The organism is Rhizorhapis suberifaciens, from assembly GCF_014200045.1.
Classification (GTDB): Bacteria; Pseudomonadota; Alphaproteobacteria; order Sphingomonadales; family Sphingomonadaceae; genus Rhizorhapis; species Rhizorhapis suberifaciens.
This window is the reverse complement of the sequence record NZ_JACHOV010000001.1, coordinates 335,531-359,908: the sequence shown is the minus strand read 5'-3', so window position 1 is coordinate 359,908 and position 24,378 is coordinate 335,531. Positions and strand designations below refer to the sequence as shown.

22 protein-coding genes, 2 tRNA genes and 1 pseudogene are annotated in these 24,378 nt (G+C 56.0%); 9 read left to right on the top strand and 16 right to left on the bottom strand.

Annotation, left to right across the window (positions count from 1 at the left end; genetic code table 11):
* Positions 1–114 precede the first annotated feature (114 nt).
* Genes kdsA through HNQ99_RS01825 form a run of 3 tightly spaced genes read right to left on the bottom strand, consistent with a single transcriptional unit; the run spans position 115 to position 2,744 of the window.
* Entirely contained in the window at positions 115–945 is an 831-nt protein-coding gene (kdsA, locus tag HNQ99_RS01835; RefSeq protein WP_184473914.1) for a 3-deoxy-8-phosphooctulonate synthase, read from the bottom strand.
* Positions 946–951: 6 nt separating this feature from the next.
* Positions 952–1,731: a 3-deoxy-manno-octulosonate cytidylyltransferase gene (locus HNQ99_RS01830; protein WP_184473913.1), complete on the bottom strand. Its 780-nt coding sequence runs from the start codon at positions 1,729–1,731 to the stop codon at positions 952–954.
* Positions 1,728–2,744 (bottom strand): KpsF/GutQ family sugar-phosphate isomerase, encoded by a 1,017-nt coding sequence (locus tag HNQ99_RS01825; protein ID WP_184473912.1) that lies wholly within the window; start codon positions 2,742–2,744, stop codon positions 1,728–1,730. The genes HNQ99_RS01830 and HNQ99_RS01825 overlap by 4 nt, the downstream gene beginning before the upstream one ends.
* A 302-nt stretch (positions 2,745–3,046) precedes the next feature.
* On the opposite strand from HNQ99_RS01825, the gene HNQ99_RS01820 reads away from it, so the two are divergent.
* On the top strand, positions 3,047–5,128 hold the full coding sequence (locus tag HNQ99_RS01820; RefSeq protein WP_184473911.1) for a capsular polysaccharide biosynthesis protein: 2,082 nt from the start codon (positions 3,047–3,049) through the stop codon (positions 5,126–5,128).
* Positions 5,129–5,201: 73 nt separating this feature from the next.
* On the opposite strand, the gene HNQ99_RS01815 is transcribed toward HNQ99_RS01820, so the two are convergent.
* The 5 genes from HNQ99_RS01815 to HNQ99_RS01795 form a co-directional block, all read right to left on the bottom strand.
* On the bottom strand, positions 5,202–6,737 hold the full coding sequence (locus HNQ99_RS01815; RefSeq protein WP_221232512.1) for a polysaccharide biosynthesis/export family protein: 1,536 nt from the start codon (positions 6,735–6,737) through the stop codon (positions 5,202–5,204).
* A 288-nt stretch (positions 6,738–7,025) separates the two neighbouring features.
* Positions 7,026–8,189 (bottom strand): hypothetical protein, encoded by a 1,164-nt coding sequence (locus HNQ99_RS01810; RefSeq protein ID WP_221232511.1) that lies wholly within the window; start codon positions 8,187–8,189, stop codon positions 7,026–7,028.
* Positions 8,186–8,851 carry an ABC transporter ATP-binding protein gene (locus tag HNQ99_RS01805; RefSeq protein ID WP_184473910.1) on the bottom strand — a complete coding sequence of 222 codons (666 nt, stop codon included), beginning with the start codon at positions 8,849–8,851 and terminating at the stop codon, positions 8,186–8,188. The genes HNQ99_RS01810 and HNQ99_RS01805 overlap by 4 nt, the downstream gene beginning before the upstream one ends.
* A complete protein-coding gene (locus HNQ99_RS01800) occupies positions 8,848–9,633 on the bottom strand; it encodes an ABC transporter permease (RefSeq protein ID WP_184473909.1) in 786 nt (261 codons plus the stop codon). Before HNQ99_RS01800 ends, HNQ99_RS01805 begins: the two co-directional genes overlap by 4 nt.
* 212 nt (positions 9,634–9,845) lie before the next feature.
* Positions 9,846–10,550, bottom strand: a complete 705-nt coding sequence (locus HNQ99_RS01795; RefSeq protein ID WP_184473908.1) for a fatty acid desaturase CarF family protein — start codon at positions 10,548–10,550, stop codon at positions 9,846–9,848.
* Positions 10,551–10,645: 95 nt separating this feature from the next.
* On the opposite strand from HNQ99_RS01795, the gene HNQ99_RS01790 reads away from it, so the two are divergent.
* The 3 genes and pseudogenes from HNQ99_RS01790 (at position 10,646) to HNQ99_RS01780 (ending at position 11,853) form a co-directional block, all read left to right on the top strand.
* Positions 10,646–10,945: a hypothetical protein gene (locus HNQ99_RS01790; protein WP_184473907.1), complete on the top strand. Its 300-nt coding sequence runs from the start codon at positions 10,646–10,648 to the stop codon at positions 10,943–10,945.
* Between the two features lie 54 nt (positions 10,946–10,999).
* Positions 11,000–11,514 (top strand): annotated as a pseudogene (locus tag HNQ99_RS16480) (transposase); the annotation flags it as partial.
* 265 nt (positions 11,515–11,779) lie between these two features.
* A tRNA-Gly gene (locus tag HNQ99_RS01780) sits at positions 11,780–11,853 on the top strand.
* Between the two features lie 90 nt (positions 11,854–11,943).
* Here the strand turns inward: HNQ99_RS01780 and HNQ99_RS01775 are convergent.
* Positions 11,944–13,068, bottom strand: coding sequence for an NAD(P)-dependent alcohol dehydrogenase (locus HNQ99_RS01775; RefSeq protein WP_221232510.1), 1,125 nt, complete (start codon positions 13,066–13,068; stop codon positions 11,944–11,946).
* Positions 13,069–13,244: 176 nt separating this feature from the next.
* Positions 13,245–14,270 carry a zinc-dependent alcohol dehydrogenase family protein gene (locus HNQ99_RS01770; RefSeq protein ID WP_184473906.1) on the bottom strand — a complete coding sequence of 342 codons (1,026 nt, stop codon included), beginning with the start codon at positions 14,268–14,270 and terminating at the stop codon, positions 13,245–13,247.
* A gap of 171 nt (positions 14,271–14,441) precedes the next feature.
* Between HNQ99_RS01770 and HNQ99_RS01765 the strand changes: the two genes are divergently transcribed.
* Positions 14,442–14,963 carry a hypothetical protein gene (locus tag HNQ99_RS01765; RefSeq protein ID WP_184473905.1) on the top strand — a complete coding sequence of 174 codons (522 nt, stop codon included), beginning with the start codon at positions 14,442–14,444 and terminating at the stop codon, positions 14,961–14,963.
* Between the two features lies 1 nt (position 14,964).
* Here HNQ99_RS01765 and HNQ99_RS01760 read toward each other — a convergent pair whose 3' ends face one another.
* Complete coding sequence (locus HNQ99_RS01760; protein WP_184473904.1) at positions 14,965–15,219, bottom strand: hypothetical protein; 255 nt, start codon at positions 15,217–15,219, stop codon at positions 14,965–14,967.
* Between the two features lie 232 nt (positions 15,220–15,451).
* Here HNQ99_RS01760 and HNQ99_RS01755 point away from each other — a divergent pair, with 232 nt between their 5' ends.
* Positions 15,452–15,709 carry a hypothetical protein gene (locus tag HNQ99_RS01755; RefSeq protein WP_184473903.1) on the top strand — a complete coding sequence of 86 codons (258 nt, stop codon included), beginning with the start codon at positions 15,452–15,454 and terminating at the stop codon, positions 15,707–15,709.
* 43 nt (positions 15,710–15,752) lie between these two features.
* Here HNQ99_RS01755 and HNQ99_RS01750 read toward each other — a convergent pair whose 3' ends face one another.
* The 3 genes from HNQ99_RS01750 to HNQ99_RS01740 all read right to left on the bottom strand — a co-directional run bounded on the left by HNQ99_RS01750 (position 15,753) and on the right by HNQ99_RS01740 (position 19,081).
* Positions 15,753–17,120: an OprO/OprP family phosphate-selective porin gene (locus HNQ99_RS01750; protein ID WP_322790291.1), complete on the bottom strand. Its 1,368-nt coding sequence runs from the start codon at positions 17,118–17,120 to the stop codon at positions 15,753–15,755.
* Between the two features lie 118 nt (positions 17,121–17,238).
* Complete coding sequence (locus tag HNQ99_RS01745) at positions 17,239–17,916, bottom strand: protein-L-isoaspartate(D-aspartate) O-methyltransferase (RefSeq protein ID WP_184473902.1); 678 nt, start codon at positions 17,914–17,916, stop codon at positions 17,239–17,241.
* Between the two features lie 1,089 nt (positions 17,917–19,005).
* Positions 19,006–19,081: transfer RNA gene (locus HNQ99_RS01740), tRNA-Ala, on the bottom strand.
* 198 nt (positions 19,082–19,279) lie between these two features.
* On the opposite strand from HNQ99_RS01740, the gene HNQ99_RS01735 reads away from it, so the two are divergent.
* Positions 19,280–20,038 (top strand): DUF2171 domain-containing protein, encoded by a 759-nt coding sequence (locus HNQ99_RS01735; protein ID WP_184473901.1) that lies wholly within the window; start codon positions 19,280–19,282, stop codon positions 20,036–20,038.
* Here HNQ99_RS01735 and HNQ99_RS01730 read toward each other — a convergent pair whose 3' ends face one another.
* Positions 20,039–21,379: a DEAD/DEAH box helicase gene (locus HNQ99_RS01730; RefSeq protein ID WP_184473900.1), complete on the bottom strand. Its 1,341-nt coding sequence runs from the start codon at positions 21,377–21,379 to the stop codon at positions 20,039–20,041.
* A gap of 141 nt (positions 21,380–21,520) precedes the next feature.
* Complete coding sequence (locus HNQ99_RS01725) at positions 21,521–21,961, bottom strand: hypothetical protein (RefSeq protein WP_246414329.1); 441 nt, start codon at positions 21,959–21,961, stop codon at positions 21,521–21,523.
* Positions 21,962–22,067: 106 nt separating this feature from the next.
* Here HNQ99_RS01725 and HNQ99_RS01720 point away from each other — a divergent pair, with 106 nt between their 5' ends.
* Complete coding sequence (locus HNQ99_RS01720; RefSeq protein WP_184474030.1) at positions 22,068–23,504, top strand: FAD-binding oxidoreductase; 1,437 nt, start codon at positions 22,068–22,070, stop codon at positions 23,502–23,504.
* Positions 23,505–23,575: 71 nt separating this feature from the next.
* Entirely contained in the window at positions 23,576–24,376 is an 801-nt protein-coding gene (locus HNQ99_RS01715; protein WP_184473899.1) for a SapC family protein, read from the top strand.
* The last annotated feature ends 2 nt before the right edge of the window (positions 24,377–24,378 follow it).

Sequence of the window (24,378 nt, the reverse complement as noted above, 5' to 3'; positions counted from 1 at the left end):
GGTCTCTCCGCTTACTTTTTGAATGCATGGCAACTCAGTGCTTCGGAGGACTTGCGAAGGCTCACCTCCCAATTTTGCCTCGACCTCAGAGCCGTTGTCAGATCAGCCGCAAAGTCAGGTGCGACCGTAGTTATTTCCCAGTGTTGCCAGAATGTCCTTCAGCTGAGCAACTGGCACCATGTTCGGTCCATCTGACGGTGCATTATCGGGATCTTCGTGCGTCTCTATGAACAACGCCGCGCAACCCACTGCAACTGCAGCCCGCGCCAATGCCGGCACAAAGCGGCGCTCGCCACCACTGCTCGTACCTTTGCCTCCCGGCTGCTGCACTGAATGCGTCACATCGAACACGACCGGATAGCCCGTTTCGGCCATGATGGGCAGAGAGCGAAAATCCGTTACCAGCGTGTTATAGCCAAAGCTGGTTCCCCTCTCGCACAGCATGATCCGCTGATTTCCGGTCGAGGCGAGCTTGGCAGCGACATTGGCCATGTCCCAAGGAGCCAGAAATTGGCCTTTTTTTACATTGATTGCTGCTCCCGTCTCCCCAGCCGCGAGTAAAAGGTCGGTCTGACGGCAGAGAAAAGCAGGGATTTGAAGCACATCCACCACCTGTGCCACAAGTGCGCATTGAGCCGATTCATGCACGTCGGTTAAGACCGGGCAGCCGAAACGGTCTTTTACGGTGGCAAGGATCTCCAGTCCCCTTTCCATCCCAACACCTCGCGCAGTGTTGTGCGAGGAGCGGTTAGCCTTATCGTAGCTCGATTTGTATATGAAGCTGATGCCGGTGGGGGCACAGGCTGTCGCGATCCGATCCGCCATCATAAGCGCATGATCCACCGTCTCGATCTGGCATGGACCGGCAATAAGGACAAGGGGCAGATCGTTCCCAATGCTGATGTCCCCAACCTGGATATGTTTGCTGGACGTGTTTTTTTCCATCACCTCTTACAACACTTCCTCAATTCGAGCGACGTCCACGGGATTGTTGAGTTCCCAGAACAGCCGGCCCCGTGCATCCACCTCAACACAGAGAACGCGTTCGCCATTCTCCAAGAAACGGAGTTGTTCAAGGCCTTCATTGGCCTCCAATGGCCCTTCTGTCCACTTTGAATAACGGCTAAGCGCTTCGGGCCGATAGGCGTAAACGCCGACATGATGAAAGACCGGAAGAGGTTCGGTCACTTTCTCTTGTGGGAGGTAGGGAACCACTTCCTTCGAGAAATAAAGTGCACAGCGATCGCGGCCAAAGACGGCGGTGGTCCCCCCTACCCTACCCTCCGCACGGTCGGCGCGAAAGTGGGCGTAAGTCTGCATATTACATCGAAGTACCGGGGTGGCAACTGCAATGTCATGGCGGTCTCCAAGCGCGGCTATCAAGTCCTCCAGGAACCAGAAAGGCGTTAGAGGCGCGTCACCCTGAAGGTTGACAATCAGATCGGGCACTTGCTGCAGGTTGGCAAGCGCCTCAGCACAGCGCTCCGTTCCATTGGCGCAATTTTCGCTGGTCATAATGACTTTTCCGCCGAAATCGCGAACGCGAGCGGCGATCCGATCATCGTCAGTGGCGACAAAAACATCCTCGACCCCGGATGCAGCCAGGGCCGTTTCCCATGTTCTCTGAATCAACGGCTTTGAAACTCCGTCCGATCCCTTCAACTCCACCAGGGGCTTGCCCGGATAACGCGAGGAGGCATAGCGTGCAGGAATAACTATGACAGTTTTCACTGCTTCACACTTGCCCTTAGACAGTCATGGATGTGAAGCAGTCCAATGAGGCGCCCCACTTCGTCTTCCACCAGGCAAGCAGTGATGCCACGTACTGTCATCAGTTCTAACGCATCGGCAGCCAAGCAATCGGCACGCACGAACACGGGATCAGGCGTGGCAATATCGGAAACTTTGGAATGCCAGAGACGATTAACGTTCCGGCGCATATCTCCATCCGTCACAACACCATGGATATGATCGCCCTGAAGCGAAACGAGAATACCCAAAGATTTTTCCGACATTACCACAACCGCTTCAGCCATAGGCGTATCAGGCGCCACTACCGGCAGCGCATCACCGACGTGCATGAGATCTCCCACGCTGAGCAGCTTCGCTCCCAATTTGCCGCCGGGGTGATATCGCCGAAAGTCCTCCGGCGCGGTACCCAGAAGGTGAACCAACCCCACCGCCAGAGCATCACCGATCGCCAATGAAAGGGTCGTCGAAGTGGTCGGCGCTAGACCATTGGGACATACTTCCTGCACCTGGCCATAAGCGATGGTCGCTGTCGAATTGCGCGCGAGCGTGCTTTCGGCATTCGCCGTGATTGCGACAGTATCAATGTCGTGGACTTTACAATAATGGATGAGGTCCGACAGTTCCGATGTCTCCCCTGAGTTGGATAGAATAAGAACCGCGCTGTTCGTTTGAATGACCCCTAAATCACCGTGACTTGCCTCAGCCGCGTGAACGAATACCGACGGCTTCCCAATAGAGGAAAAGGTCGACGCGATTTTTTTTGCGATGTGTCCCGACTTACCGATTCCTGCCACGACCAACGGGCCGGTTGATGTGTGGATAAGCTGAAGCGCCTGCAGGAAATCCGGCCCGAGACGTTCGGCAAAGTCAAAGAGAGCAGCTGCCTCGGCAATTATTGCATCGCGGCAGGCGGCAGCCAAATTGCCAATGCCTGACAAGCCCCCTTCCTCCTCCAGTTGAATCTGGGGCATGGCAGCAAGCTGTATTTTCATTTTTTTCCAAATCCCTGTTAATGGTGGCGATATAAGGCACCCCACGCCCTGCTTACGCCCTGGGACAGAACCCCTCTTGAGTGCAGTTGCGACACGCCTATTTGCCTATCATTGGTGTATTCTTCATAAACGCCGCGAGACCGCGTATCAAGCAGTGACTTCCTAGAATGGGATACCTCTCTTTTTTTAGGGGAATGGCTTAAAGGGGGCAAATAATTATGTGGCCCAAAACATCTTATACAGCAGTTAAGAGCCTCCGAAGGGGCTAGCTTTAATCCGCCAACCTCGTAGACGCAATCCTGATGACAATTCTGATTTCCCGACGCATAGCCGCTATCCCATTCATTTCGACATTTCTAGGCGAAAACGTGACTTCTAATCGTCTTGAGTTGCCGAAGGCCAGCGCTGTTGCGGGCTGGGGCATCAAGCGTTCGGGTCGCCGCGCAGAAAAATTGGCACAGAGGCAGAGAGTTCCCGTTCTGCGCCTTGAGGATGGCTTTTTGCGTTCCTTTGGCCCCGGTCGGCGGTTTCCGCCTATCTCCCTAGTTGTTGATGATGTTGGAATTTATTATGACAGTACCAGGCCGAGCGCACTGGAAAACCTGCTGAATTCGCCTGCCAGCCCGTTAGATGGCGTTGAAGAACAAGCAGCATTGGCTAGACAGCTGCTGCTCAAACATGGGCTTAGCAAATATAACAACGCGCCCATGCTCGACTCATCGATCCTTCGTTCTGGCGACAAGGGACGGATATTGGTTATCGACCAAACGCGCGGGGACCTCAGCATTTCTCTGGGCGGGGCCAAGCCGGAAAGCTTCACGGAGATGCTTGCGCTGGCGCGGCAGGAAAACCCTGAAGCAACCATCTATGTTAAAACGCATCCGGAGGTTAGCTCTGGCCGAAAGGGTGGGCATCTCTGCCACATAAGGAATGACCTTCGGACTGTGCTCCTGAACAAGCCCATCAATCCGTTCAGTCTGCTTGTTGAAATGGACCGGGTCTATGTTGTGACCTCAACTATGGGATTCGAGGCGTTACTGGCAGGAAAGCCTGTCACCGTTCTAGGATTGCCATGGTATGCAGGTTGGGGCGTGACAGACGACAGGCAAAGCTGTGCCCGACGTGGAGCACGCAGAACGGTGGACGAACTGTTCGCTGCGGCCTACATCCATTATGCGCGCTACCTCAATCCCACCACCGCCGAAATCGGCACCATATTCGATGGCATCGACTGGCTTGCTACCCAACGCGAAGCTTATCACAAACTTTATGGGACGGATGGCGCGGGGCGCATAATAGGTGTCGGGCTAAGGCGATGGAAGCGGGCGAGCCTCGCACCATTGCTTTCCCCCAACCGACGTCAGACCTTGTTTGTTCCAGACGCCCGGGCCGCTCGAAATCTTTTGCTCAAGGCTGGGGATAAGATCATTTGGTGGGGTAATGAAGCCCCCCTAGGCGTGACCGAACTTGCAGACGAAAGTGGGGCGGGCACGATGTGCATGGAGGATGGTTTCATTCGATCCGTTGGCCTGGGGTCTGACCTGATTGCTCCGCTGTCGCTCGTTCTGGATGGCCAGGGTCTCTATTTCGACCCCCGGCGGCCTTCAGATCTTGAAACGCTGCTGGCGACCATCGAGTTTTCCGAAGAGGAACGGGAAAGGGCAAGGAATCTCCGCAATCTTATAGCGGCTCAGGGTATCAGTAAATATAATATGGAGCCGCGCGCGCCAGCAGAATGGACGGGCCAGGATCGACGCGTCCTTTTCGTACCAGGACAAGTCGAAGATGACGCCTCAATCCGTTTTGGCTGTTCAGACGTTCGCACCAATCACGATTTGCTCCGCGCTACTAGAGAGGCTGCGCCTGATGCATTCATTGTCTATAAGCCGCATCCCGACGTGCTGTCGGGCAATCGCAAGGGACGCCTTCCGTTGACCAAAGCCCGCAAATGGGCCGATCACATCGAAAACAGACTGTCGGTCATCAGTTGCATTGAAGCCTGCGACGAGGTGCACACAATGACATCCCTTTCAGGTTTTGATGCACTATTGCGCGAAAAGAGCGTGGTTACCTATGGTCAACCATTTTATGCCGGCTGGGGTCTTACTCTAGATAAATGCCGGGACGGAGCGGGGCTCAAGCGGCGTCAGCGATGGCTCACGCTCGACGAACTTGTTGCCGGCACTCTCCTGCGCTATCCTTTGTACTGGGATCCCGATTTAAAGGGTTACACCTCGTGCGAGGCAATGGTTCATAGAGTTGTCAACACCCGCTACGCACTTGAAAATAACGGAATGCTCGACAAATTACGCGCGGGCTATGTCCGACGTCAATGGCGTAAGCTTCGTGTCCTGGCCAAGGCGTGCCTAGCCTTACCATTTTAAACAACTTCGTACGAACCCCTCCAAACGGCACTGCACGTCTCCAATATCTGCATGCGGCCAAATGGGCCAGCACTCAAATCCCTAGAGCCACTCTCGCGCTTACCGCGATCTGGTAAAGGATCTGCGTCATTTCCTTGAATATCTGTCGGGATTTTACGTCTATCCTGGGCAACACCATAATCTGGTCACCAGAATCTATGGCAGAGGCTCGGCTTCCGAAGCTGAGCATCTTCGAATTCCGCTTGGCTTCCGCGAAGCTCCCGTCCTGACGGGCTACAATGATGCGAGAGGCATCGGCATTATTTGTAAAGCCACCAGCGCGATCGATATAGTCTCTGACCGTCATATTGCCGTTAAATGCGACCGCATTGGGAAACAACACCTCGCCACTCACCAGCACCAGTCCGTCCCTGACCGGCACGCGCAATATATCGCCGTTTTCCAGGAGCAGGTCATTCATGTCTGGAGATTGGGAAATTACCACCTGTCCATTCGGCTCTATATCCCGAGCACGGTCCACCCAACGTAGAATGAGGTCCGCCTCTTCCTGCCGCAGACGCGCTTCATCGCTCGTTCCAGAGCGTGCGGTAAGGGCGGCTGTTTCAAGCGCTCGTAAAGAAACCTCCAAAAGTTCCTTTTGCCGTTCCTTAACGCTTTGCCTGAATAATTGAAGGTTCTGACGGTCCGATCGACTGGAATACTCAATCTGGCTCAACAACCCTCCCAGCTTGGCACCGTAAGGCAATACATATTCCTGAGGGCTCTCATGCTCCCCTTCCACTCTTACAGTGATAGTCCCAAGTTTCTTGTCGGCAGTGAAAGATAGCTCGTCCCCATCTTGGATAATGACGTTGGTGCCTTCCGTCAGCGGATAATATTCTACGTTGCGTGTCACGCCGCTATTTCGAACGACACGCACATGTGTTGCTGACGGCATCGGTTTCGCCATCGCGACCAATGAATGAAGCGATTTGCTTTTTTCCTGAAACTCAAAGCGCTTTGCGTTTTCAGCAAGGCCGCTAACTAGAACCGTATTCTGCCGCGGCCCAACAAATATTACATCGCCGTCGGCCAGCTGCACTTGAGGCATTTGGCCATCCAAAAGGAAATCATACAGGCTCATCCGAGCGCGTACAGCTGATCCCCTTTTTACCTGAACCTCAAGGAAGGAGCCACGGTCGGGATCGATGCCGCCAGCTTGGTCCAGATAATGGAGAACGCTGTCCATGCTCGTGCCCGCATATGCGCCAGGACGATTTACGAAACCTCCAACATAGATCCGCACGGGTTGAGCCGCCGCCAAGCTGGCATAGGAAAATACATTGGACCGGAAAACGCGGCGAACGGCATTATCAATGACCGGCTGCAAATCCTGATTTCGGACACCCAACAACTGGACGGGGCCCACATTGGGAAGGAAAACATTACCCTGAGGATCCACTGTTAATGCCGCTTGAAATTCAAATGCGCCCCACAACCGCACCTGAACGCTGTCACCTACATTGATCACGTAATTCGGGTTGAACTGCGCCCCCGCCTGTCGTGCAAAAGCACCGGTGAACAGGTTGGCGCCGAAGACCTCACTCGTGACATTGCGAGAATAATCCAAATATTGAGGCTGTTGGGGCTGTTGGGGCTGTTGGGGCTTTTGGCTTTGTTGGAGTTGTTGCGAATCCACTTGCGCACTTGGTTCTTCAGTTTTTTCGGTGGCCGTCGAGGGACGCCGTTCCCCCCTCCCAGTTGATCTGGGATCGACATTTTCCCGCTGCAGCTCGCTAGATCCCGACCATCCTTGAATGGCGTCGAGTTGATCGCTAGCCAAGGTGGCCATGGGAATGAAAGATATAGCTACAGACACGACAAGGATAGGCAGCCCCATTTTTGAAAACATTTTTTCTCAATCCCTGTGGTCGTTAATTATAGCTAGAAGCAAATGCGCAATTCCAGCAATCAATACCGCAATAATTATATATAAAATCGCATTATATATCCGACGCGGCTTCTCGACACTTTCAGGTAAACTGGGCTTCTGTACAATAGACATTTTTTTGATTGTTCTAGTTCCCTCAACGCGTCCTTTTTCAAGAGCCACCAAGGCGGATTTGTACAAATCCAGCGCAAACGAAGCTTCCATCTTCAAACGCTGAAATCTTTCCATTTGAGCGTTGAGCTTGCCTCCCCCGGACGAGGTCAATTTCCCCGTTTCCTCTTCAATCTGACGATTGATGGCGCCGATCTGCTGCTCAAGCTGCACGATGCTGGGATGGTCGGAGACGAGATAAGATTGAAGAGAACTAAGTTTCGTTTCCATTTCGGTGCGCTGCCCTTCAAGCTGCGCAACAATTCCGCTGATGGTCTCAGTTGCCGCTTCGGGGGAAACCAGGCCATGTTTGTTCTGATAGTCCAGGACCGCCCCGCGGGCGTCCATGGCGCGGCGGTTCAACAGTGCTACCTGCCGCTCAAGGAACAACACCTGATCCTGAGCTAGGCTATGCGCCATAGCATTCATGAACTGCTCGCCCTCGCGAACGAGAGCCTTGGTGATTTCCTGGGCTGTGGCCGGGTCAAACCCTTCAGCACGGATAATTAAAACCCCGGTATAGTCATCAAACTCAATCTCTACTCGAGAGAGAAAATATCGGTGGAGCTCTTCGATCGTTGGGTCGGACTTGAGCTTCGAAAAGGGATCGATGCCGAAAGCCGAATAGTGGTCGCGCAGATTAAGCTCAACGTCGAGCTTCCTGATCATGTCAATCGACCGCAAGTAATCCCGAAGGATCAGCTGGTCTGCTCGGTTCGTACTCGAAACTCCAGTAATAAGACCCGCCAAGTCTGTCGGATTGCCTCCCGTCAGCTCGGTACGTTCCACAATTACATGCGCCTCGGAGACGTATCGATCCGAGGCTATAAATAACCAATACACTGCAGAGAGAAACGAAAAGACAAGGGCGGCGGCCCAGATCGGATTACGCTTGGCAAGGGGCAAAATGCCTCGTTTCACAAGGCGCGTACTGCGAGCGGTCAGATCGTTAAACTGAAGCTCGAGAATTTCGTGCTTCATAAAGACAGGCTACCTTTATACGCATCCAAGGCATCGGTGATATCGTCGAACCAATATGCTTGCCCCTTGTCAATCCAGATGCCGGCCTGACAAAATTCGCGAAGCGTCTCCTCGCCATGTGAAACCATAATTATACTCGATTTCCCCACCAAATTCCGAAAGGCATTCCGCGCTTTCTTCTTAAATGCCGCATCGCCCACCGACGTAATTTCGTCGGATATATAGACATCAAATTGGAAAGCCAGCGATAACGCGAATTGCAGGCGCGCCTTCATCCCCGATGAATAAGTTTTGACGGGCTCGTCGAAACCGTCGCCGATCTCGGCAAAATCCTGCACAAATTCGATCTTTTCGGGTATCGAATGAGCATGCCCATGTATACGACACACGAATTTGGTATTCTGGCGTCCCGTAAGGGAACCTTGTAAACCGCCGCCAAATCCCATCGGCCACGACACGCGACAATGTCTTTGAACTTTCCCCCGCGTGGGTCGATCTACTCCCCCCAAAATGCTCAACAGGGTCGACTTTCCCGCACCGTTTCGTCCGACAAGTCCCACGTTCAACTGGGGTGGAATGACAAAATTCACTCCTTCCAGGACCCACTTGCCGGGCCCGTGATCAGTTCTATAGCGTTTGTATACATTTTCCGCGATAATCATCTGGTCACCATGAATTCCGCGAGCCGCCTGTGCAGCAACAAGCCGGCAAAAACTCCCACCAATGCAAATGTATAAAGATAGGACAGGCTCAATCCCGGCACATGATGATAATAGGGCGCAAAACCGGTACGAGCCGCATCTAGGCCATGGGCGATCGGATTGAGCATTAGCCAACCTCTATAAGGTTGTGGGATACTCGCAATCGGGGCCAAAACGCCGGATATAAAATAAAGTGGCATCATTACCATATTAACGATGCGCCGAAATTCAGGAGCTAGTTGCGAAACGGCTGCCACTATCAAGCCGAAAGCCATTCCCAATAGCCACAAACCGGCAAATGCCAACAGCACAGCCAGAGGGTCAATTGGAAGGATATCGTGCCCCAGTAGAAGAAGACCGACCATCATCGCCGTCACAACCATGGCCATCAATACGGCCTCAAGCACCCCACGTATAAGCACTGTATCCGTAGGCGTTACCTGGCGATAGGCAAACAGCGCACGGTTGGCGTCAATCGCTCCGGCAGTCTGCGAAGCCGTTCTCCTAAACAAGAAAAAACCCTGAAGGCCGAGAACCAGGAAGATCAGCGTATCGATACCCCCGACTGTATGATGGCGAATGAACGCGTAGATGAATCCAATGATAACCATATGCACAAGCGGTTCGGCCAATAACCAGAACCATGCAGCGCGACTACCGAATAGCCGCGAAAGCGCTTCGCGCAGAAGAAGCGCGTTCCAGACCGATAACGTCACCCCAAAAGAGTTGCGGCGCGATTTCATTCCCATCCCAAAATGTTTCAGTATTCCAAACTTTAGGTAATATGAGCCCGCAACACCCGCTGAAAACTACAAGCGCCAAAAGCGAAGCGTCCCGTAAAGCCCGCTCCCCTAGTTCCAATGCCTTCATCTGTCAAACGAGGCAGTCAGCCGCATCGCCTTAAGTAACTAGGTCATTGCACTGCCTCATAATGCAAGGTGCGCGACGGGAAGCATCAAGCCGTCGGCTCCAGTCCGCTTTCCGGAAACGCCCCTTTCGCTCGAGCAGCCCCAAACACCAAATTCATTAACCAGTTCGACCAGCCGCAGTTTGTGCTAAAATCCTGGCGAAGGGTGTCATGGTGGAGTTGGTGCGCTTCGGGAGTCATCAGCAGACCCATGCGCCGCATCGCCAGTATGATCCTTGGATTGTCCTCCCGGTGCAGGGTACCGTGAAAATACTGCGCAAAAGTTCCGCCCATCAACATAGAGAAAAATCCAGCCGCCACCCAGCCAGGCAACTCTCCTGACCAGCAGATGAGATTGAACAGCACTGACACTGGTAAACCCCCGGCGACCACCGTAGAGCCGATCTGCCGCCACATATTCCTACGGCCCAGGGCATTGGGCCTGGGATGATGGTTCTTGAAGTCGTAGACTAGCCGCTGAAACGGATTAATTCCCGCCATAGTCTGCTGGAACAGAAGCTGATACTCCTCAGACCCACGGGAGCCTTCATAGAAATAGAGCCGGTCCAGCCCCTTACCCCTTGGGCAGGGATGATAATCCATGAACATGTGGACTAGGCCGGAGAGCATGTCCGCCACATACCACCCCGCCAGCAGGGCGGGGATCGTAAGCCAGCTGGGATCCCGCGCTGCCCAAAATAGGTTCAGCGCAGCTGAGAGTATGAAAAATAGGAGGATCAGACGCAGCTTCATGGCGCATTCGATACAGAAGCTAGGCGCGGATATAAAGCTTTGAAATGGAACAGCTGTGTTCTTTCGACTGGACTTCACAGCAAAGTCGAGCATCAGTGTCGTTATGTACTCGGCTACACGGCCATGTCGCGATCCACGCCGCGACAGATATTCCGCGGCTTTACAAGAATGGCGGTCGTGCCCAAATCATATTGCATGATGATGAAATCGAGCGCTTCTGCACGGAAGCACCGCAGCCGGTCGCGGATGGCATGCGGCTGGTGGCGCTGACGGGGCTTCGGCGCGCTGATCTAGTGGGCCCGTGCTGGAACGAAATCGAAGCGGTGAAAATTAGCCGCGTCATGCCCAAGAGCCGACGACGTCGAAAACGCGCCATCGTACCCATGGACTTGTGACGGTTTTGTGCCGGTCACCTGAGCGTATAGAGCTCGCAGCATGAGACCGAAGAGATGATGAAGCCTTCCGAAGAGTTCAAGCAGGGGGCGGTGCGTATGCGCTGACGAGCGGGTTGCCGCGTGAGCGCGTGGCAAAGGATTTGGGGGTGGGCAAATCGACACTGGGCAAGTGGGTGGCGCAGTATCGGCCATCTGATCTGATGGCTGCGCCGCAGGCCGATTTGGCCCGTGAGAATGAACGAGTTTGCCTGGAGAACCGGATCCTCAAGGAGGAGAGGGACATATTAAAAAAGGCCACACAGTTCTTCGCGAGCCAAAAGCCGTGAGGTTCGCATTCGTGGAGAGCTGACGGCACATGTGGCCGGTGGAGACGATCTGCCGGGTGATGCAGGTGAGCCCCCGTGGCTATCGTTTCTGGCGATCACGCCCCATGACCCGGCGTGATCGCACCGATCTGAAAAGTGCTTGCCCATATCCCTGAACAATGCAGCCTGAGCCTTGGCAGCTACGGCCGTCCACGCATGACGATTGAACTGAAGGAGGCTGGCCTCGATGTCGGCGAGCGTCGCGGTTCGCAAGCGCCTCCATCGCTTCTTGGAATAAGGAAATCCCATTCCCAGCTGAATTCCCATTTCAGGCAAGCGTCGCCGCCCGAAGAAGCTGAGACTTCAAGGGGTTGTCGCTGGCCGTGGCGCAGGGCCGACGACGAAAGTGCAAACTTTCCCAATAAATTCCCAACTAAATGGGAATTCCAGGCAAGCCCGATGAGCGAGCTTGGGCTTCTAGCCCCGCCCCTTGACACTTGCCTCAAAAACGCCGAAATCCGCCTTTCTCGCGGGTGTAGCTCAATGGCAGAGCAGAAGCTTCCCAAGCTTACGACGGGGGTTCGATTCCCCTCACCCGCTCCAGCTTTTCCGCCGTTTTTCATGCACAGCCCGGTTTTATTCCCGACACCGGCTTCGTCGGATGAGGGAAAATCCGCGCATTCATCGCCATGCTCACCCGCTTTGAACGGGCATCCGTAAGACAGGCTTGATGACCCGGCCGCTGTCGCCCGCGTGCAGGGCCTCATTGATTGCCTCGAACGGAAAATATTCGACCAGGCGGTTAAAGGGGAAGCGGCCGGCCTGATAATGGGCGATAAGTTCGGGGATGAATATCTGGGGGTTGGAATCACCTTCCAATATGCCTTTCACGGTCTTGCCGCCGCCCATTAGCGCTCCTTCATTGAAGGTAAGCGTGGCGTCGACATCGCTTGCGCCGACCAGTCCAAGAACGCCGCGTGGAGCGATCAGGTTGAATGCGTTTTCGATGACGGACGAAATGCCAGTCGTGTCGAAGGCAAAGTTCAATCCCGTAGGGCATATCTCCCTGATCCGGTCGTAAACGTCCTTGCCGCCTTCCAGCGCGTGTGTTGCCCCCAATTCAAGCGCCAGTTCCAAGCGAACAGGATTGAGATCGACTGCAATGATGATTCCCGCGCCCGCAATTTTCGAAGCCATGATTGCCGACAGACCGACTGCGCCCGAACCGAAGACAGCTATGCTGTTTCCCGCCTTCACCTTCATGTTGTTCAGTACCGCGCCGGCTCCCGTTTGGATTCCGCAGCCCAAGGGCCCGAGTAGTTCCAGCGGAATTTCGCGCGCCGTATCCGGCACCCTTACGGTATTGCGGGCATGCGCCAACGCGTGCGTCGCAAAAGAAGACTGGCCAAAGATATTCCCATGGATAGCTCCGCCTTCCCCAGAAAGCGTTGTCGATCCATCAGGGCGAATGCCCGCAAAGTTAAAGAGGCCAAACTGATGGCAATAGGCTGGCGCATGTTCCGCACAGTTGGGACAGGTGCCGCAGCTATTGAAGCTCAGCACGACCCGGTCGCCCACGGCAAGGTCACAGACGCCTTCGCCCACCTGTTCTACAATGCCCGACCCTTCGTGACCCAGAACCGATGGTTGCGGCACGGGCAATTGCTGCGCGCGCATCGCCATATCCGTGTGGCAAACGCCTGCCCCGACGATCCTCACCAGTACCTCGCCAGGACGAGGAGCATCAATGGCGACCTCCTCCAGTGCGATTGGGCCATCGGGCGTACGGCAAACGGCGGCCGTAATTGTCAACGTCATAGCTACGTCCTTACATGATCCCTGCATTTACCGGCCTTCAGCTACCCGAATGCCCGCCAACGACGCGTCACTATGGACGGTTGCGCCAAGGATATGACCGGTAACTTAAAGGGCTGGCGTCGGTCTTGCATTCACACGCAAAGGGGTTTGGACAGAAGCGCAACCGGTTCCAATTCTCAATCGCCCTGCACCCTTATCACGACCTTGCCAAATAACTGGGATGAAGCCTGATACGCATAGGCTGCCTTGGCGTCTTCCATTGGGAATATGCGGTCAACCACGGGTTGGATGCCGTGCCCGTCGATGAAGTCATTGAGCCGCTCCGCCATCAGGCTTGAGCCGACGAAGATGCCGCGCATGCTGGCCCCCTTGAACATCAGGCCGTGGGGGCTGGTATCACCTTCCCGGGTCAGCACGCCGATCAGGGCTATTTCGCCGCCAAAGCCGACCGCCTGGATGGATTGGGCCAGCGTACCTACACCGCCCACCTCCACGACATGCTCTACGCCGCCCTTGCCTGAAAGCCTGGCTGTCTCTGCTCCCCAATCGGACAAGGTCCGGTAGTTGATCCTTGCATCCGCTCCAAGCGCGCTCGCACGGTTCAGTTTCGCATCGGAAGAGGACGTGGCAATGACGCTGGCTCCCACCGCCTTTGCTATCTGCAACGCCAACAATGACACGCCGCCCGTACCGATCACCAGCACATGGTCGCCCGGCTTTACTGGATTGGGGCCTTCCATCAATGCGTTCCAGGCCGTCACGCCGGCACAGGGCAAAGTCGCCGCTTCTTCGAAAGTCAGCGAATTGGCAAGGGTCACCACGCCCGTCTCCGGAAGGGTTACATATTCTGCCAACATGCCCGTGGCCGGCGGCGCGCCCAGGGCGGGTCCAGCCGCTGGAGTGATTGGTCCTTCAAACCAGTTCTGAAAGAAAATGCCGGCGACCCTATCTCCAGGCCGGAAGCGAGTGACGCCGGGACCGACCGTCTCCACTTCGCCCGTTCCATCGGACAGGGGCACAATATCCTCGCCGACCGTGCCGCCAAAATAATGACCTTTTGGAATGAGTTGATCACGGTAATTTAGCGAACAGGCCCGCACCCGAATGAGAATTTCACCGGGACCAGGCTGGGGCTTTTCGACATCCACTAGATGCATATCGTCAAGCGATGTTGCGCCCTTGCGCAGCAGCCAGGCTTTCATGGATTTCGTGCTCCCCCTATTGTCCGGGGACTCAACCTCCGCGAATTGATGTTCCTCTTCAAGCGAAAACGCTATCATTCGGTATGAACATTGCCGCAGTAACGCCCCTAAGGCGGAAACGGCGGAACGCTGCTAGCGGAACCGCTCAGGCAGGGGCGGCGTTGGTCTGTCATGAGTACTGAACGCGCACGTCATCTATTGCACGGCGCGTCAGTCCAGATGCTCTTGGGCATGGCTGTGCTGACTGGCGCTACCGTTGGATTGGGGTTGGCCGCCTATACGACAGGCGGTAACCTGCATGATCGGCTGGCCGACAATCTCCGGCCGGTGGCGGAACTGGTCGGCAATCCTTACGCCGCTGAGGCGGATTTGCCCGTAGGGACGCAGGATGGCGGCGGCATTCCGGCAGACGAAATTCGATGCAGGGGTTGCGGCCCCAGTATAAGGGAGCGGCTTTGGGAGCAACCATTCCGCGCCGTCTATGATGAGCCGGTGATGGAAAATGACAATTATTATGACCACCCCAACAACGACGCTTCCTCGCGCGAGGAAAATCCGGATGATCCAGCTCCACCGCCACCGCTTGACGAAAGCTTGGACACGCCTGTCCGCGACCCCATCGTAGCGGGGACCGTAGCAATCATCCATCGTGACGGGCTGGTCAGGATGGAAGATATCCAGGGCCTTCCTTGATCTATGCCGGCACCTTGGGCCGTTCTTTCAGGATCAACCAGCGGTAGATTCCGAAAAAGTTGGTCAACAGCAGGACGATGTTCTGCCATAGCAGCGCTTGCTCTCCGTCTCGCATCCCGGCGATAATCCAGGCAACCGAACTTGTAGCGAAAAGGACGAAAGCCCACCCCGTGATCCTTCTGCCCAGGTTGGACGCAATCACTATGGCCGCCAGCATTCCCGTGAGACTGGCGTACCATCCAAAGAATCCGTCCATTTGGTGAGGCCTTTCCGTTAACGATCGAACATCATCGGAACGCTGAAATCGTTAAAGAGTTTAATCGGATATCGCCAAAGCATCGAACAGAAGCACATGGCGGCAAATAGTGGGGGCACAGCTGACGGAGAGTGTTGTGCTAAAACGCGGAACAGCCCAGGGAAAACAAGTTCTTACATCCGACGGAGAGTTTCTCGGAACTATCGAGGATGTCGCGACGGACGGCTTTATCATGCGAAGGCCAGGAGGCGACAGTCCTACCGCGCCCCTTCCGGAACTTTGGATCGCCGATATCGACGACCGGGTTCATTTGAACCGTACGGGCGCAGAGGCGGCAGCCGGCTGGCAGGCCATGCAGTTCAGGAAAAGCGCCAAGCCAACTCCTGAAACCGGCAGTGAAAAGCCTCATCGGACCAGTTCGGCGACGTGGCTGATTTTTCTAGCCCTTGTAGCAGTGGTGGTGCTGATTATCCTGGCGCTGCTGATGTAGGTGATCGGTGCGCCGGAACGGACCGACGCACTCCTAACAACACTCAGAAGTCGAGTTGCGCCCGTGTGCCGATAACATCCGCGCTGTAGCTTGCGTCGCCATTGGCTGTGACGCGGGCCTGATCATATTCCATATGGCCATAGTTGATCATGAATTTCAGATAGTCGATGGGCGTCCAGACCAATGACGCGGCATAGCCGTTTTGCGTGCCGCCGATGATACCGGCGTCCACGAGGTCCAGATAGTCGTAACGTAGATTGATCTGGATGGCGCCAATACCGCCCTTGCCCACCGGGTTCGCTGGTTTTACTCGGTCGAAGGCGCCAGCCTTGTAGCCTCGCGTATCACCGCCGGTTAGGAAGTAACCCACTTCGGCATAGCCACCGAAGAAGGTGGGATCTGCCAGGCCCGGCCGGCTGGCACGAAGCCAGCTTGCTTCACCCGCCGCGTGCAATCGACCCGCGACAACCGCCGCTTCCAAGCCGTAATTGGTCTCCTTGGACGCTGTAAATGTGCCAGTGTCGATAAAGCGCACGTCAGTGCTGTGGATGAATGGCCGCGCCCGATATCGGCTGCCCGCGTCAGTCAGGCTGATGTTAAGATCCCGATAGTGGGCAGAAGCCCCCAGATGCAGCTGCGCACTGCCGAATTTGGGCATCCATACCACCCGGCCATCAACGCTGTAGGATTTGTTCCCATCCTCGGTCAAATCGGTGACATTATCCGTGAACACACCGGCATTCACCATGAAGTCGCCCCTGCTGTAGCCGGCGGAAAGGCCAACCCGCCGCTCAAAGCCGAACGCGGTGGTAAAGGCGGCCCGTTCTGTAAAGCTTGTGAACAGGTCGCTTGTCATCTGCTCCAGCGAAAGGAAGGGGTAATGCTGACCGACGGTGATATTCTTTCCCTCATGATCATAGGTAAGGTAGATGTCCGTCCATTCGACCTCATTGTCGGCCAGGTCCGCCTCGGCCTTGTAACCAAAGCCACCCGGCATGGTGCCCTGGACACCCACATAGGCCCGGCGCACTTCGCTGGAAAAGCCCAGACCATCGTCGTCGATCGAGGAGGGCGCATCCACATGCCCTGCATCGAACTGCATCCGGCCCCTGACTTTGAAAGACCATCCGCTCTTGGTGCTGAGTTCGGGGGCGCCTTTCCACTTGATTGTGGTTTCGGGGGCAGGTGCTGGCGCGGGCGCGGCGGCAATGGCCGTGCTGTTCTCCTGCGTCTTGGCGTCGATGCTGTTCAGCCTGGCTTCCATGGCGCCCAATTGAGCCTTCAACGCTTGCACTTCCGCCCGTAAGGACGCTGCCTCTTCTGCGGACAACGCCTGCGCATTTGCGATGCCGGGCGTCAGTGCCGCCAGCGAACATGCAGTAGAAAGCTGCATGGCCCATTTCATCTTCATTATGAATTCCCCTTTAAGCAACCCTTGAGATTAGCGGCCCTCCAGCGGCCTTTTATGACGTTTCAACGCCAATTTTATGACAGTTTTATTACCTGGGTGGTGAATTGCGCCGGCTGCGTCACACCGCCAGTTCCAACTGAGTGAAGCGGACGGCCATAATGGGGGCCATGTCGAAACCACCCTTATCATCTTTCGTGATAACCGTCAGCCTCTGGCTGCCCTTGTCGCCCAGTGGCATGATAAGGCGTCCCCCAGGACTCATTTGATCCAGCAACGCAATGGGTGGTTCTTCGGCCGCCGCGGTGACGAGCACGCGGTCGAACGGCGCATGCTCCGCCCAACCCCGCGACCCATCCCCCACACGGATTTCGATCCCTTCATAGCCGGCAAGACCAAGGCGAACATTCGCTTGCTCGGCAAATTCCTCGACAATGTCCACACTCCACAACCGCACGCCCATTTCAGCGAGAATAGCAGCCTGGTAACCAAGCCCCGTGCCCACCTCGAGAACTTTTTGCCCCGGTGACACGAGTAATAAATGGATCATCAAGGCTGCAATGAACGGCTGCGAAATGGTCTTGTCGAAGCCGATGGGCAGCGGCGTGTCCTGGTACGCCATGGCCGCGAACTGCTGCGGTACAAATAGGTGGCGAGGCACCTTCAAAAAGGCAAGCCGCACATTTTCATCAAGCCGTCCGCTCCCAATCTCTTCGCTCAGCAGTTCAAAATTTACGTCGATCACTTCCACCATATGCCGGCGGAATATGGCAAGGTGCTTTTCAGTGAGAGGTTTCATGTCGCCGTATCCGTGCCTGTTCCAGGAACAACGCAGCAGGAACAAAACATATCATCTGAGACGCAAAAAACCCGGATGGCCTTTCACTCTGTCAGGACGGTCGCTCGCTTCGGGGGCCGGGTGAGCGCATGCTGGCTCGACCTTCAACTTCGTCCCTCGTTGAAGACCCACATCGGGCTCACCTGAATCTGGTTAGCCGAAGCGGCGGGATTGCTTGCCCATTGTTTCAGCTTGGAAAACTTCCGCAGTAGCTAATTCCCCCCTACGGCAAGCTGCCTCTGTATGAATTCGTACAGAAAATATAATTGCCAAGCTGCGCGGACTTTGAGATAAGGACGGCAATCCTCGTAAGCGCGCGTGGTAAAAAAAGATATATACCATGCAATATATAGAACAAAATTAGGGTCGCCTCTAATTTTTCGATATAAAAATGAGAGGATAACTAATGGCCAGACGACAGAGCAGCAACGTTTTTCAAAAAAGAAATTCTCTTGTTCCTCCACTCCCACACCCCAGTTGGGACATTTCCAGAAAATCTGTCTCGCCGCGCAGAATTTCTTCACAGGAAGCGCAGCAGATAGTAGCGCAGTTCTGGGAATCTATTGACGTTTGAGCTTGTCCAACATTTTCCAGGTTACCTAGTCACAAGATTGATTGGTGGAGAATGTCATGGACATATTCGCGAAAGAAAGGCGCAGGGCATATCCGGTGTCCCTGCTATGCGCCGCCGAGGCGGTGTTTGGACCCGATGCCCGATTAAGGCAGCTTTCCGGGTGCAAATCACCCCCGCAGCCAACCAGAACACAGGATGATAAGGCCAGTGGTTAAGGCCGAATAGCAGATGACTGCCGCGGCCAAGCCTGAAGGAATGGGCAACTGCAGCTGCCGTTATCATATTGCACATTGAGAACCTGAACGTCGCCGTTAGTGAAAGCCACCAACCTATTGCGACCCGGGTTGGTGGCGACATCTGGAACAAATGCCTCCGTTCCGATGAACTACGCGCGCCGAAGGCACTGCCACCGCTTCCCATTCCCCCGGGGAGCGGTGGCATTTTTTGTGCCGATCAATTGCGGGAATTCCGGAAACTGGTGGAGCCGAGGGGAATCGAACCCCTGACCTCATCATTGCGAACGATGCGCTCTCCCAACTGAGCTACGGCCCCGGTTCGGGTTCTATAAGCGCGGAGAAGGGGCCGTTGCAATGGCTTTTTATGGGCCGCAAACATCGCCGAACGCCTTGTAATCAGGAGCGTGATTTGGAACAAGCACGCCATCTTTTCCGTTCTAAGATCACGCAGCACCCAAAAGCTTTTCCGCATGAAGTTGCGGCAAAGAGAGCGAAAATCGGAAAGGACAGGATCATGGGTCACGCCGATTTTGAAAGCCGTCGTCATTTACGCCGCAGGCAGGATTTACGCGGGGATCCGTTCCGCGGGCCTGGCAAGACAGCCGTCCCGCCATCACAGGAGGAGGCGGACGCGCCACCCCAAGGCTATAATTTCGAAACGCGCAGCTTTTTCGACCGAGTAGGCGACGAGGTACGAAGCTGGTTCGGCGACGAAGAGGCCGAGCGGCGCAGGCAATATGACGAACAGATGCATCACAGCTATCTCGAAACCTACCGCGTGGGTTTCGCTTCAGCGGGCGGAGCTGCAGGACCACGGGAATTCGGCCCGATGACCTATCCGCAGACAGGCGCCCTTTCCAGCCGGCCGCCGCGTCCATTCATTGAACATGACCGGGAATTCGACCTGGAATATCAGGTATGGCGCGAACGCCAAATGGCTGGTCTCGATCGCGAATATCAGGAATATCGCAAGGAACGGCAGCAGCAGTTCGAAGAAAGCTTCAACGACTGGCGGGAAAAACGATCAGCGCAGCGCGGGTGCCTGGAAAGCGTGGCGCCGCATATGGAGGTGGTCGGAAGCGACGGGGTTCACGTCGGCACCGTCGATGGCGTTCGGGACGATGCCGTCGTGCTCACCAGGACCGATCCGGCGGCCGGGGGAACGCACCACAGCATTCCTTCGCGCTGGATAGACCGGGTGGAAGACAAGCTGATCCTGACCTTACCGGCAGACCAGGCAAGAACGGAATGGCGGGACGAAACCGACCAATAGCTATGCCGTGGCGATTCCGAAACTGTAGGAAAGGAAATCCGGGATTGGGCCATTCCAGCCGTCATCGGGACCGTCGTCCTCATGCTCACGACGGCGCCTCGATCTTGCAGGAGGGGCTGTCGGCCTTTCGGCGGCAACTGGACTTTTCGGCTCGCCCTGCCTGACTGGGTCTTGGTTCGCGCGGCGCTGATTTGATCGGGCCGGCTTGTCGCCAGCATCAGCAATTGCGGGGCTTGCAACGCGCTCGATTTTATGGCCGGTGAGCTTTTCGATACTCGAAATCGCGTCGGCATCATCCTTGGTGGCAAAGGTATAGGACGTGCCAGTCGCTCCTGCGCGTCCAGTACGTCCGATGCGATGGACATAATCATCGGGATGCCACGGCGCATCGAAATTAAAGACGTGGCTCACCCCTTTCACATCCAGCCCTCGGGCAGCAACGTCAGAGGCGACAAGGATATTGATGTCGCCGTTCTTGAAGCGATCCAATTCTGCAATGCGTGCGGACTGTTCCATGTCGCCGTGAATTTCACCGGCTGAATAACCATGCCGCTGAAGGCTTTTGGCTAGTTCACGCACGGCCGTCTTGCGGTTGCAGAAGATGATCGCCGTGTTGACGTTTTCGCTTTTCAGCAGCCCCCGCAGGGCCTCGCGTTTGTTTCGGCTCTCCACGGGCACAAGCCATTGTTTTATAGACGCGTTGGCACTGGCTGGCCGCGCGACTTCGATGTGCTTGGGGTTTGTAAGGAACTTGTCCGCCAGCTTTTTGATCGGCGGCGGCATGGTGGCCGAAAACAGGAGTGTTTGGCGCGCGGCAGGCAGCTTGGTGCAGATTTCCTCAATGTCTGGAATGAAGCCCATGTCCAGCATTCGGTCGGCTTCGTCAATCACCAGCAGATTGCAGCCGGTGAGCAATATGTTGCCGCGTCCAAACAGATCCATGAGCCGCCCGGGCGTGGCGATCAGCACGTCAACGCCCTTTTCCAGCGCCCTTACCTGATCGCCCATCGAAACGCCGCCGATCAGCAACGCCATGGAAAGCTTGTGGTACTTGCCGTATTTCTCGAAATTCTCCGCCACCTGCGCCGCAAGTTCGCGCGTAGGCTCCAAAATCAATGAGCGGGGCATCCGCGCGCGGCTGCGGCCATGCGCCAAAATGTCGATCATCGGCAAAACGAAGCTGGCGGTCTTCCCTGTACCGGTCTGGGCAATGCCGATCAGGTCCTTCATCATCAGAACCGGAGGAATGGCCTGCGCCTGGATGGGAGTCGGACTGTCGTAGCCGGCTTCGTTCACCGCCCTGAGCAATTCTTCTGAAAGGCCGAGATCGGCAAAATTCATGTTTTTTCCGGAAAATGGCGAGCGCACGCCATGCGCGCCCCTTAGCGCGGGCCATGCGCAACATTGGCTAAAATGTCAAGAATTTCCCGAAAGACAGGGCGCAGACGGATTGCATCGCGGTATCGAAGAGAACAGCAATTGCTATTTCTCCACCACAAGCCGCCTGAATGCCTCTATTTCGCAAATTGCGCCGCTACGCGCGTGAATCACGTCCCGATCCGCACACAGCAGCTCATCCCCGGTCGGTTCCATGTAAAAGCCCTGGTAGAAATCCGCCGATCGGCAACTGTCCAGCTTCGCCCGTACGCGCCGCTGGTCGCTGAGGATCAGGTCGACGCTATCCTTCTCCTTGATGGCCGCGCCGACAATATTTTTCATCGGCAGGCAACGTCCGGCCTTCTTTTCCTTCCACTCTATTTCCTGCTGCGGAGCAGGTCCCGGACGGCGCGTGACCAGTACCGGTACCCGAATAATGATGCGCCGCTGGATGGTGAGTTGCGCATATTCCCGGCCGGCCAGCGCATAAGCCTCGCCCATCCCGGCAGGCGCGAGCAGAAACAGCAGGAAAGCAACGGAAGGCAAGCGAATCCCCTTTTAAAGCTCCAGCCCTATGGCCGCGTGATTGAACAGCGGATTAATCCCGTCCGATCAACTGGAATTGTCACCCATCCTCACGCATATAACCGTCATGATCAGTGACGACAGCTTGGCCGCCTTTCGTGCAATTCTGGGTGAAAAGGGTTTTATTGAAAATCCCGACGACATTGAACCCTGGGTGCATGACTGGCGTGGCCGCTATCACGGGACGGCCCGCGCTATCCTGGCCCCTGCCACAACAGCCGAAGTGGCGGCCGCTGTGGCGCTGGCCGCCGAAAGAGCTGTGCCGCTGGTTCCTCAGGGCGGCAATACCTCGATGGTGGGCGGAGCCACGCCGCCCGCCGATGGCAGCGCTCTCATATTATCCCTGCGCCGAATGAATCATATCCGCGCCATTTCAGCCAGCGACAATCTGGCGGTTTGCGAAGCCGGCGTCATTCTTTCGAACCTGCACGAGGTGGCGGAAGCAATCGGCCGCCGCTTCCCTTTGAGCTTGGGAGCCAAGGGCTCCGCCACGATCGGGGGACTTATCTCAACCAATGCCGGCGGCACCCAGGTGCTTCGCCACGGCACGATGCGTGCTCTGGTAGAGGGAATTGAGGCCGTATTGCCCGATGGCAGCATTCACTATGGTTTGGAGGCCCTTAAAAAGGACAACCGTGGCTATGATATCAAACAGTTGCTAATCGGAGCCGAGGGAACCATCGGCATTGTAACTGCCGCCAGTCTGCGCCTGGTGCCTGCCATTGCCGACCGGGCGGTGGGGTGGACCTGCGTTCAGACGCCTCATGACGCCCTGGCGTTACTCCGGCTTGCGGAAAGCACGATTGGCAAGGTGGTCGAAGGGTTTGAGGTGCTGGGCGACGAAACGCTGACGGCGGTACTCAATCTTCTTCCGGGCGCACGCTGCCCCACCGCGACCCGCTCGCCCTGGCATATATTGATCGAGGTTGATCTTGATTCGCTTGAAGGCCCAAGCGCTCGAGACAGGCTGGAAACCGCGCTGGGGGCGGCATTTGAACAGGGTCTGATCAACGATGCCGCCATCGCAACCAATGAAACACAGGCCGAGGAATTCTGGCGGCTGAGGGAGTCGCTTTCCCAGGCGGAGCGATCACTAGGTCCCGCCTTGCAATTCGACGTGAGCGTCCCCGTGGCGTCCATGCCCGATTTCATGATCCAGGCCGGTAAAGCCGCCGAGCGCGCCTTTCCGGGAACGAGCACCAGCAGCTTCGGCCATTTGGGCGACGGCAATGTCCATTTCCACGTTCGCGCGCCCCAGGGGGTCGATGGACCATTGTGGATCGCCGAGAGCGGTCCTGTTATCAGCGCCTTTGTCCATGATCTGGTTGTCGTGGCGGGAGGATCTATTTCCGCCGAGCATGGCATTGGCCAGATGAAGCGCGCCGAGTTGGGCCGTCTCGCCTCCCCAGCGCAACTGCACGCGCTCCGCGCGATCAAGGCTGCCCTGGATCCCCAGGGCATCATGAACCCCGGAAAACTCATACCCCTTGCGTCCGACACCTAGGATAATTACTGCCATTGGCTTCTTTACGCGGCTTTCCTGCACCCGTCGGCCGCTTCACTAGGAGAGTAATGATGGCCAGTGCGCCAAATGCACAAAACCTGCCGATTTTTTACAATGATCTGGTGCCGCTCAACAGCGGGCAGCATGGCGATTGGCGCATCCGGCAAGTCGATTCGGCCCCGCATCTGGCGAAACAGCATGCCGTGCCTCTCACCATCGACGAGTTCGTGCAGGCGCAGCGCTTTTTGCCGATCATCTTTTCATCCGGTCCCAACCCGGTGCCGCTGGCGCTGATGGGCCTCAACGAAGGCGTCAACACGTTCCTCGACGAAGAAGGAAAGCTGCGCGGTCCCGCCTATGTGCCGGCCTATGTCCGCCGTTATCCGTTCATGCTGGCAAAGCTGCGGCCCGATTCCGATGAACTTTCGCTCTGTTTCGACCCCACCTCGGAAATCATCGGCGCTTTTGACGAAGGCGACAAGCTGTTCGACGAAGCGCAACCCACCGAAGTCACCACGAATATTCTGGGCTTCTGCGAGCAATTCGAGCAAGCCGCCCAGCGCACGGGACAGTTCGTCGAAGAACTCAAATCCTATGATCTGCTGATGGATGGCGAAGTCGCGATCCAGATGCCGGGCAACGAACAGCCTTTCGTCTATCGCGGATTTCAAATGGTGAATGAGGAAAAACTGCATGAAATGCGTGGGGACCAGCTCCGCAAGATCAGCCAGAACGGCATGCTGCCGCTGATTCACGCTCACCTGTTCTCGCTGCAGCTCATGCGGGACCTTTTCGGCCACCAGATCGAGCAAGGAAAAGTGCCAAATGTACCGTCGGCTCAGGCGATGGAAAGCGCGGCCACCGGCGCTTGATG

Excerpts from the sequence above, each read along its gene's own strand:
- kdsA (WP_184473914.1), bottom strand. The coding sequence starts at position 945 with ATGGAAAAAAACACGTCCAGCAAACATATCCAGGTTGGGGACATCAGC.
- HNQ99_RS01825 (WP_184473912.1), bottom strand. The coding sequence starts at position 2,744 with ATGAAAATACAGCTTGCTGCCATGCCCCAGATTCAACTGGAGGAGGAA.
- HNQ99_RS01820 (WP_184473911.1), top strand. The coding sequence starts at position 3,047 with ATGACAATTCTGATTTCCCGACGCATAGCCGCTATCCCATTCATTTCG.
- HNQ99_RS01810 (WP_221232511.1), bottom strand. The coding sequence starts at position 8,189 with ATGAAGCACGAAATTCTCGAGCTTCAGTTTAACGATCTGACCGCTCGC.
- HNQ99_RS01805 (WP_184473910.1), bottom strand. The coding sequence starts at position 8,851 with ATGATTATCGCGGAAAATGTATACAAACGCTATAGAACTGATCACGGG.
- HNQ99_RS01800 (WP_184473909.1), bottom strand. The coding sequence starts at position 9,633 with ATGAAATCGCGCCGCAACTCTTTTGGGGTGACGTTATCGGTCTGGAAC.
- HNQ99_RS01795 (WP_184473908.1), bottom strand. The coding sequence starts at position 10,550 with ATGAAGCTGCGTCTGATCCTCCTATTTTTCATACTCTCAGCTGCGCTG.
- HNQ99_RS01775 (WP_221232510.1), bottom strand. The coding sequence starts at position 13,068 with ATGACGTTGACAATTACGGCCGCCGTTTGCCGTACGCCCGATGGCCCA.
- HNQ99_RS01770 (WP_184473906.1), bottom strand. The coding sequence starts at position 14,270 with ATGAAAGCCTGGCTGCTGCGCAAGGGCGCAACATCGCTTGACGATATG.
- HNQ99_RS01765 (WP_184473905.1), top strand. The coding sequence starts at position 14,442 with ATGAGTACTGAACGCGCACGTCATCTATTGCACGGCGCGTCAGTCCAG.
- HNQ99_RS01760 (WP_184473904.1), bottom strand. The coding sequence starts at position 15,219 with ATGGACGGATTCTTTGGATGGTACGCCAGTCTCACGGGAATGCTGGCG.
- HNQ99_RS01755 (WP_184473903.1), top strand. The coding sequence starts at position 15,452 with ATGCGAAGGCCAGGAGGCGACAGTCCTACCGCGCCCCTTCCGGAACTT.
- HNQ99_RS01750 (WP_322790291.1), bottom strand. The coding sequence starts at position 17,120 with ATGAAGATGAAATGGGCCATGCAGCTTTCTACTGCATGTTCGCTGGCG.
- HNQ99_RS01745 (WP_184473902.1), bottom strand. The coding sequence starts at position 17,916 with ATGAAACCTCTCACTGAAAAGCACCTTGCCATATTCCGCCGGCATATG.
- HNQ99_RS01735 (WP_184473901.1), top strand. The coding sequence starts at position 19,280 with ATGGGTCACGCCGATTTTGAAAGCCGTCGTCATTTACGCCGCAGGCAG.
- HNQ99_RS01730 (WP_184473900.1), bottom strand. The coding sequence starts at position 21,379 with ATGAATTTTGCCGATCTCGGCCTTTCAGAAGAATTGCTCAGGGCGGTG.
- HNQ99_RS01720 (WP_184474030.1), top strand. The coding sequence starts at position 22,068 with ATGATCAGTGACGACAGCTTGGCCGCCTTTCGTGCAATTCTGGGTGAA.
- HNQ99_RS01715 (WP_184473899.1), top strand. The coding sequence starts at position 23,576 with ATGGCCAGTGCGCCAAATGCACAAAACCTGCCGATTTTTTACAATGAT.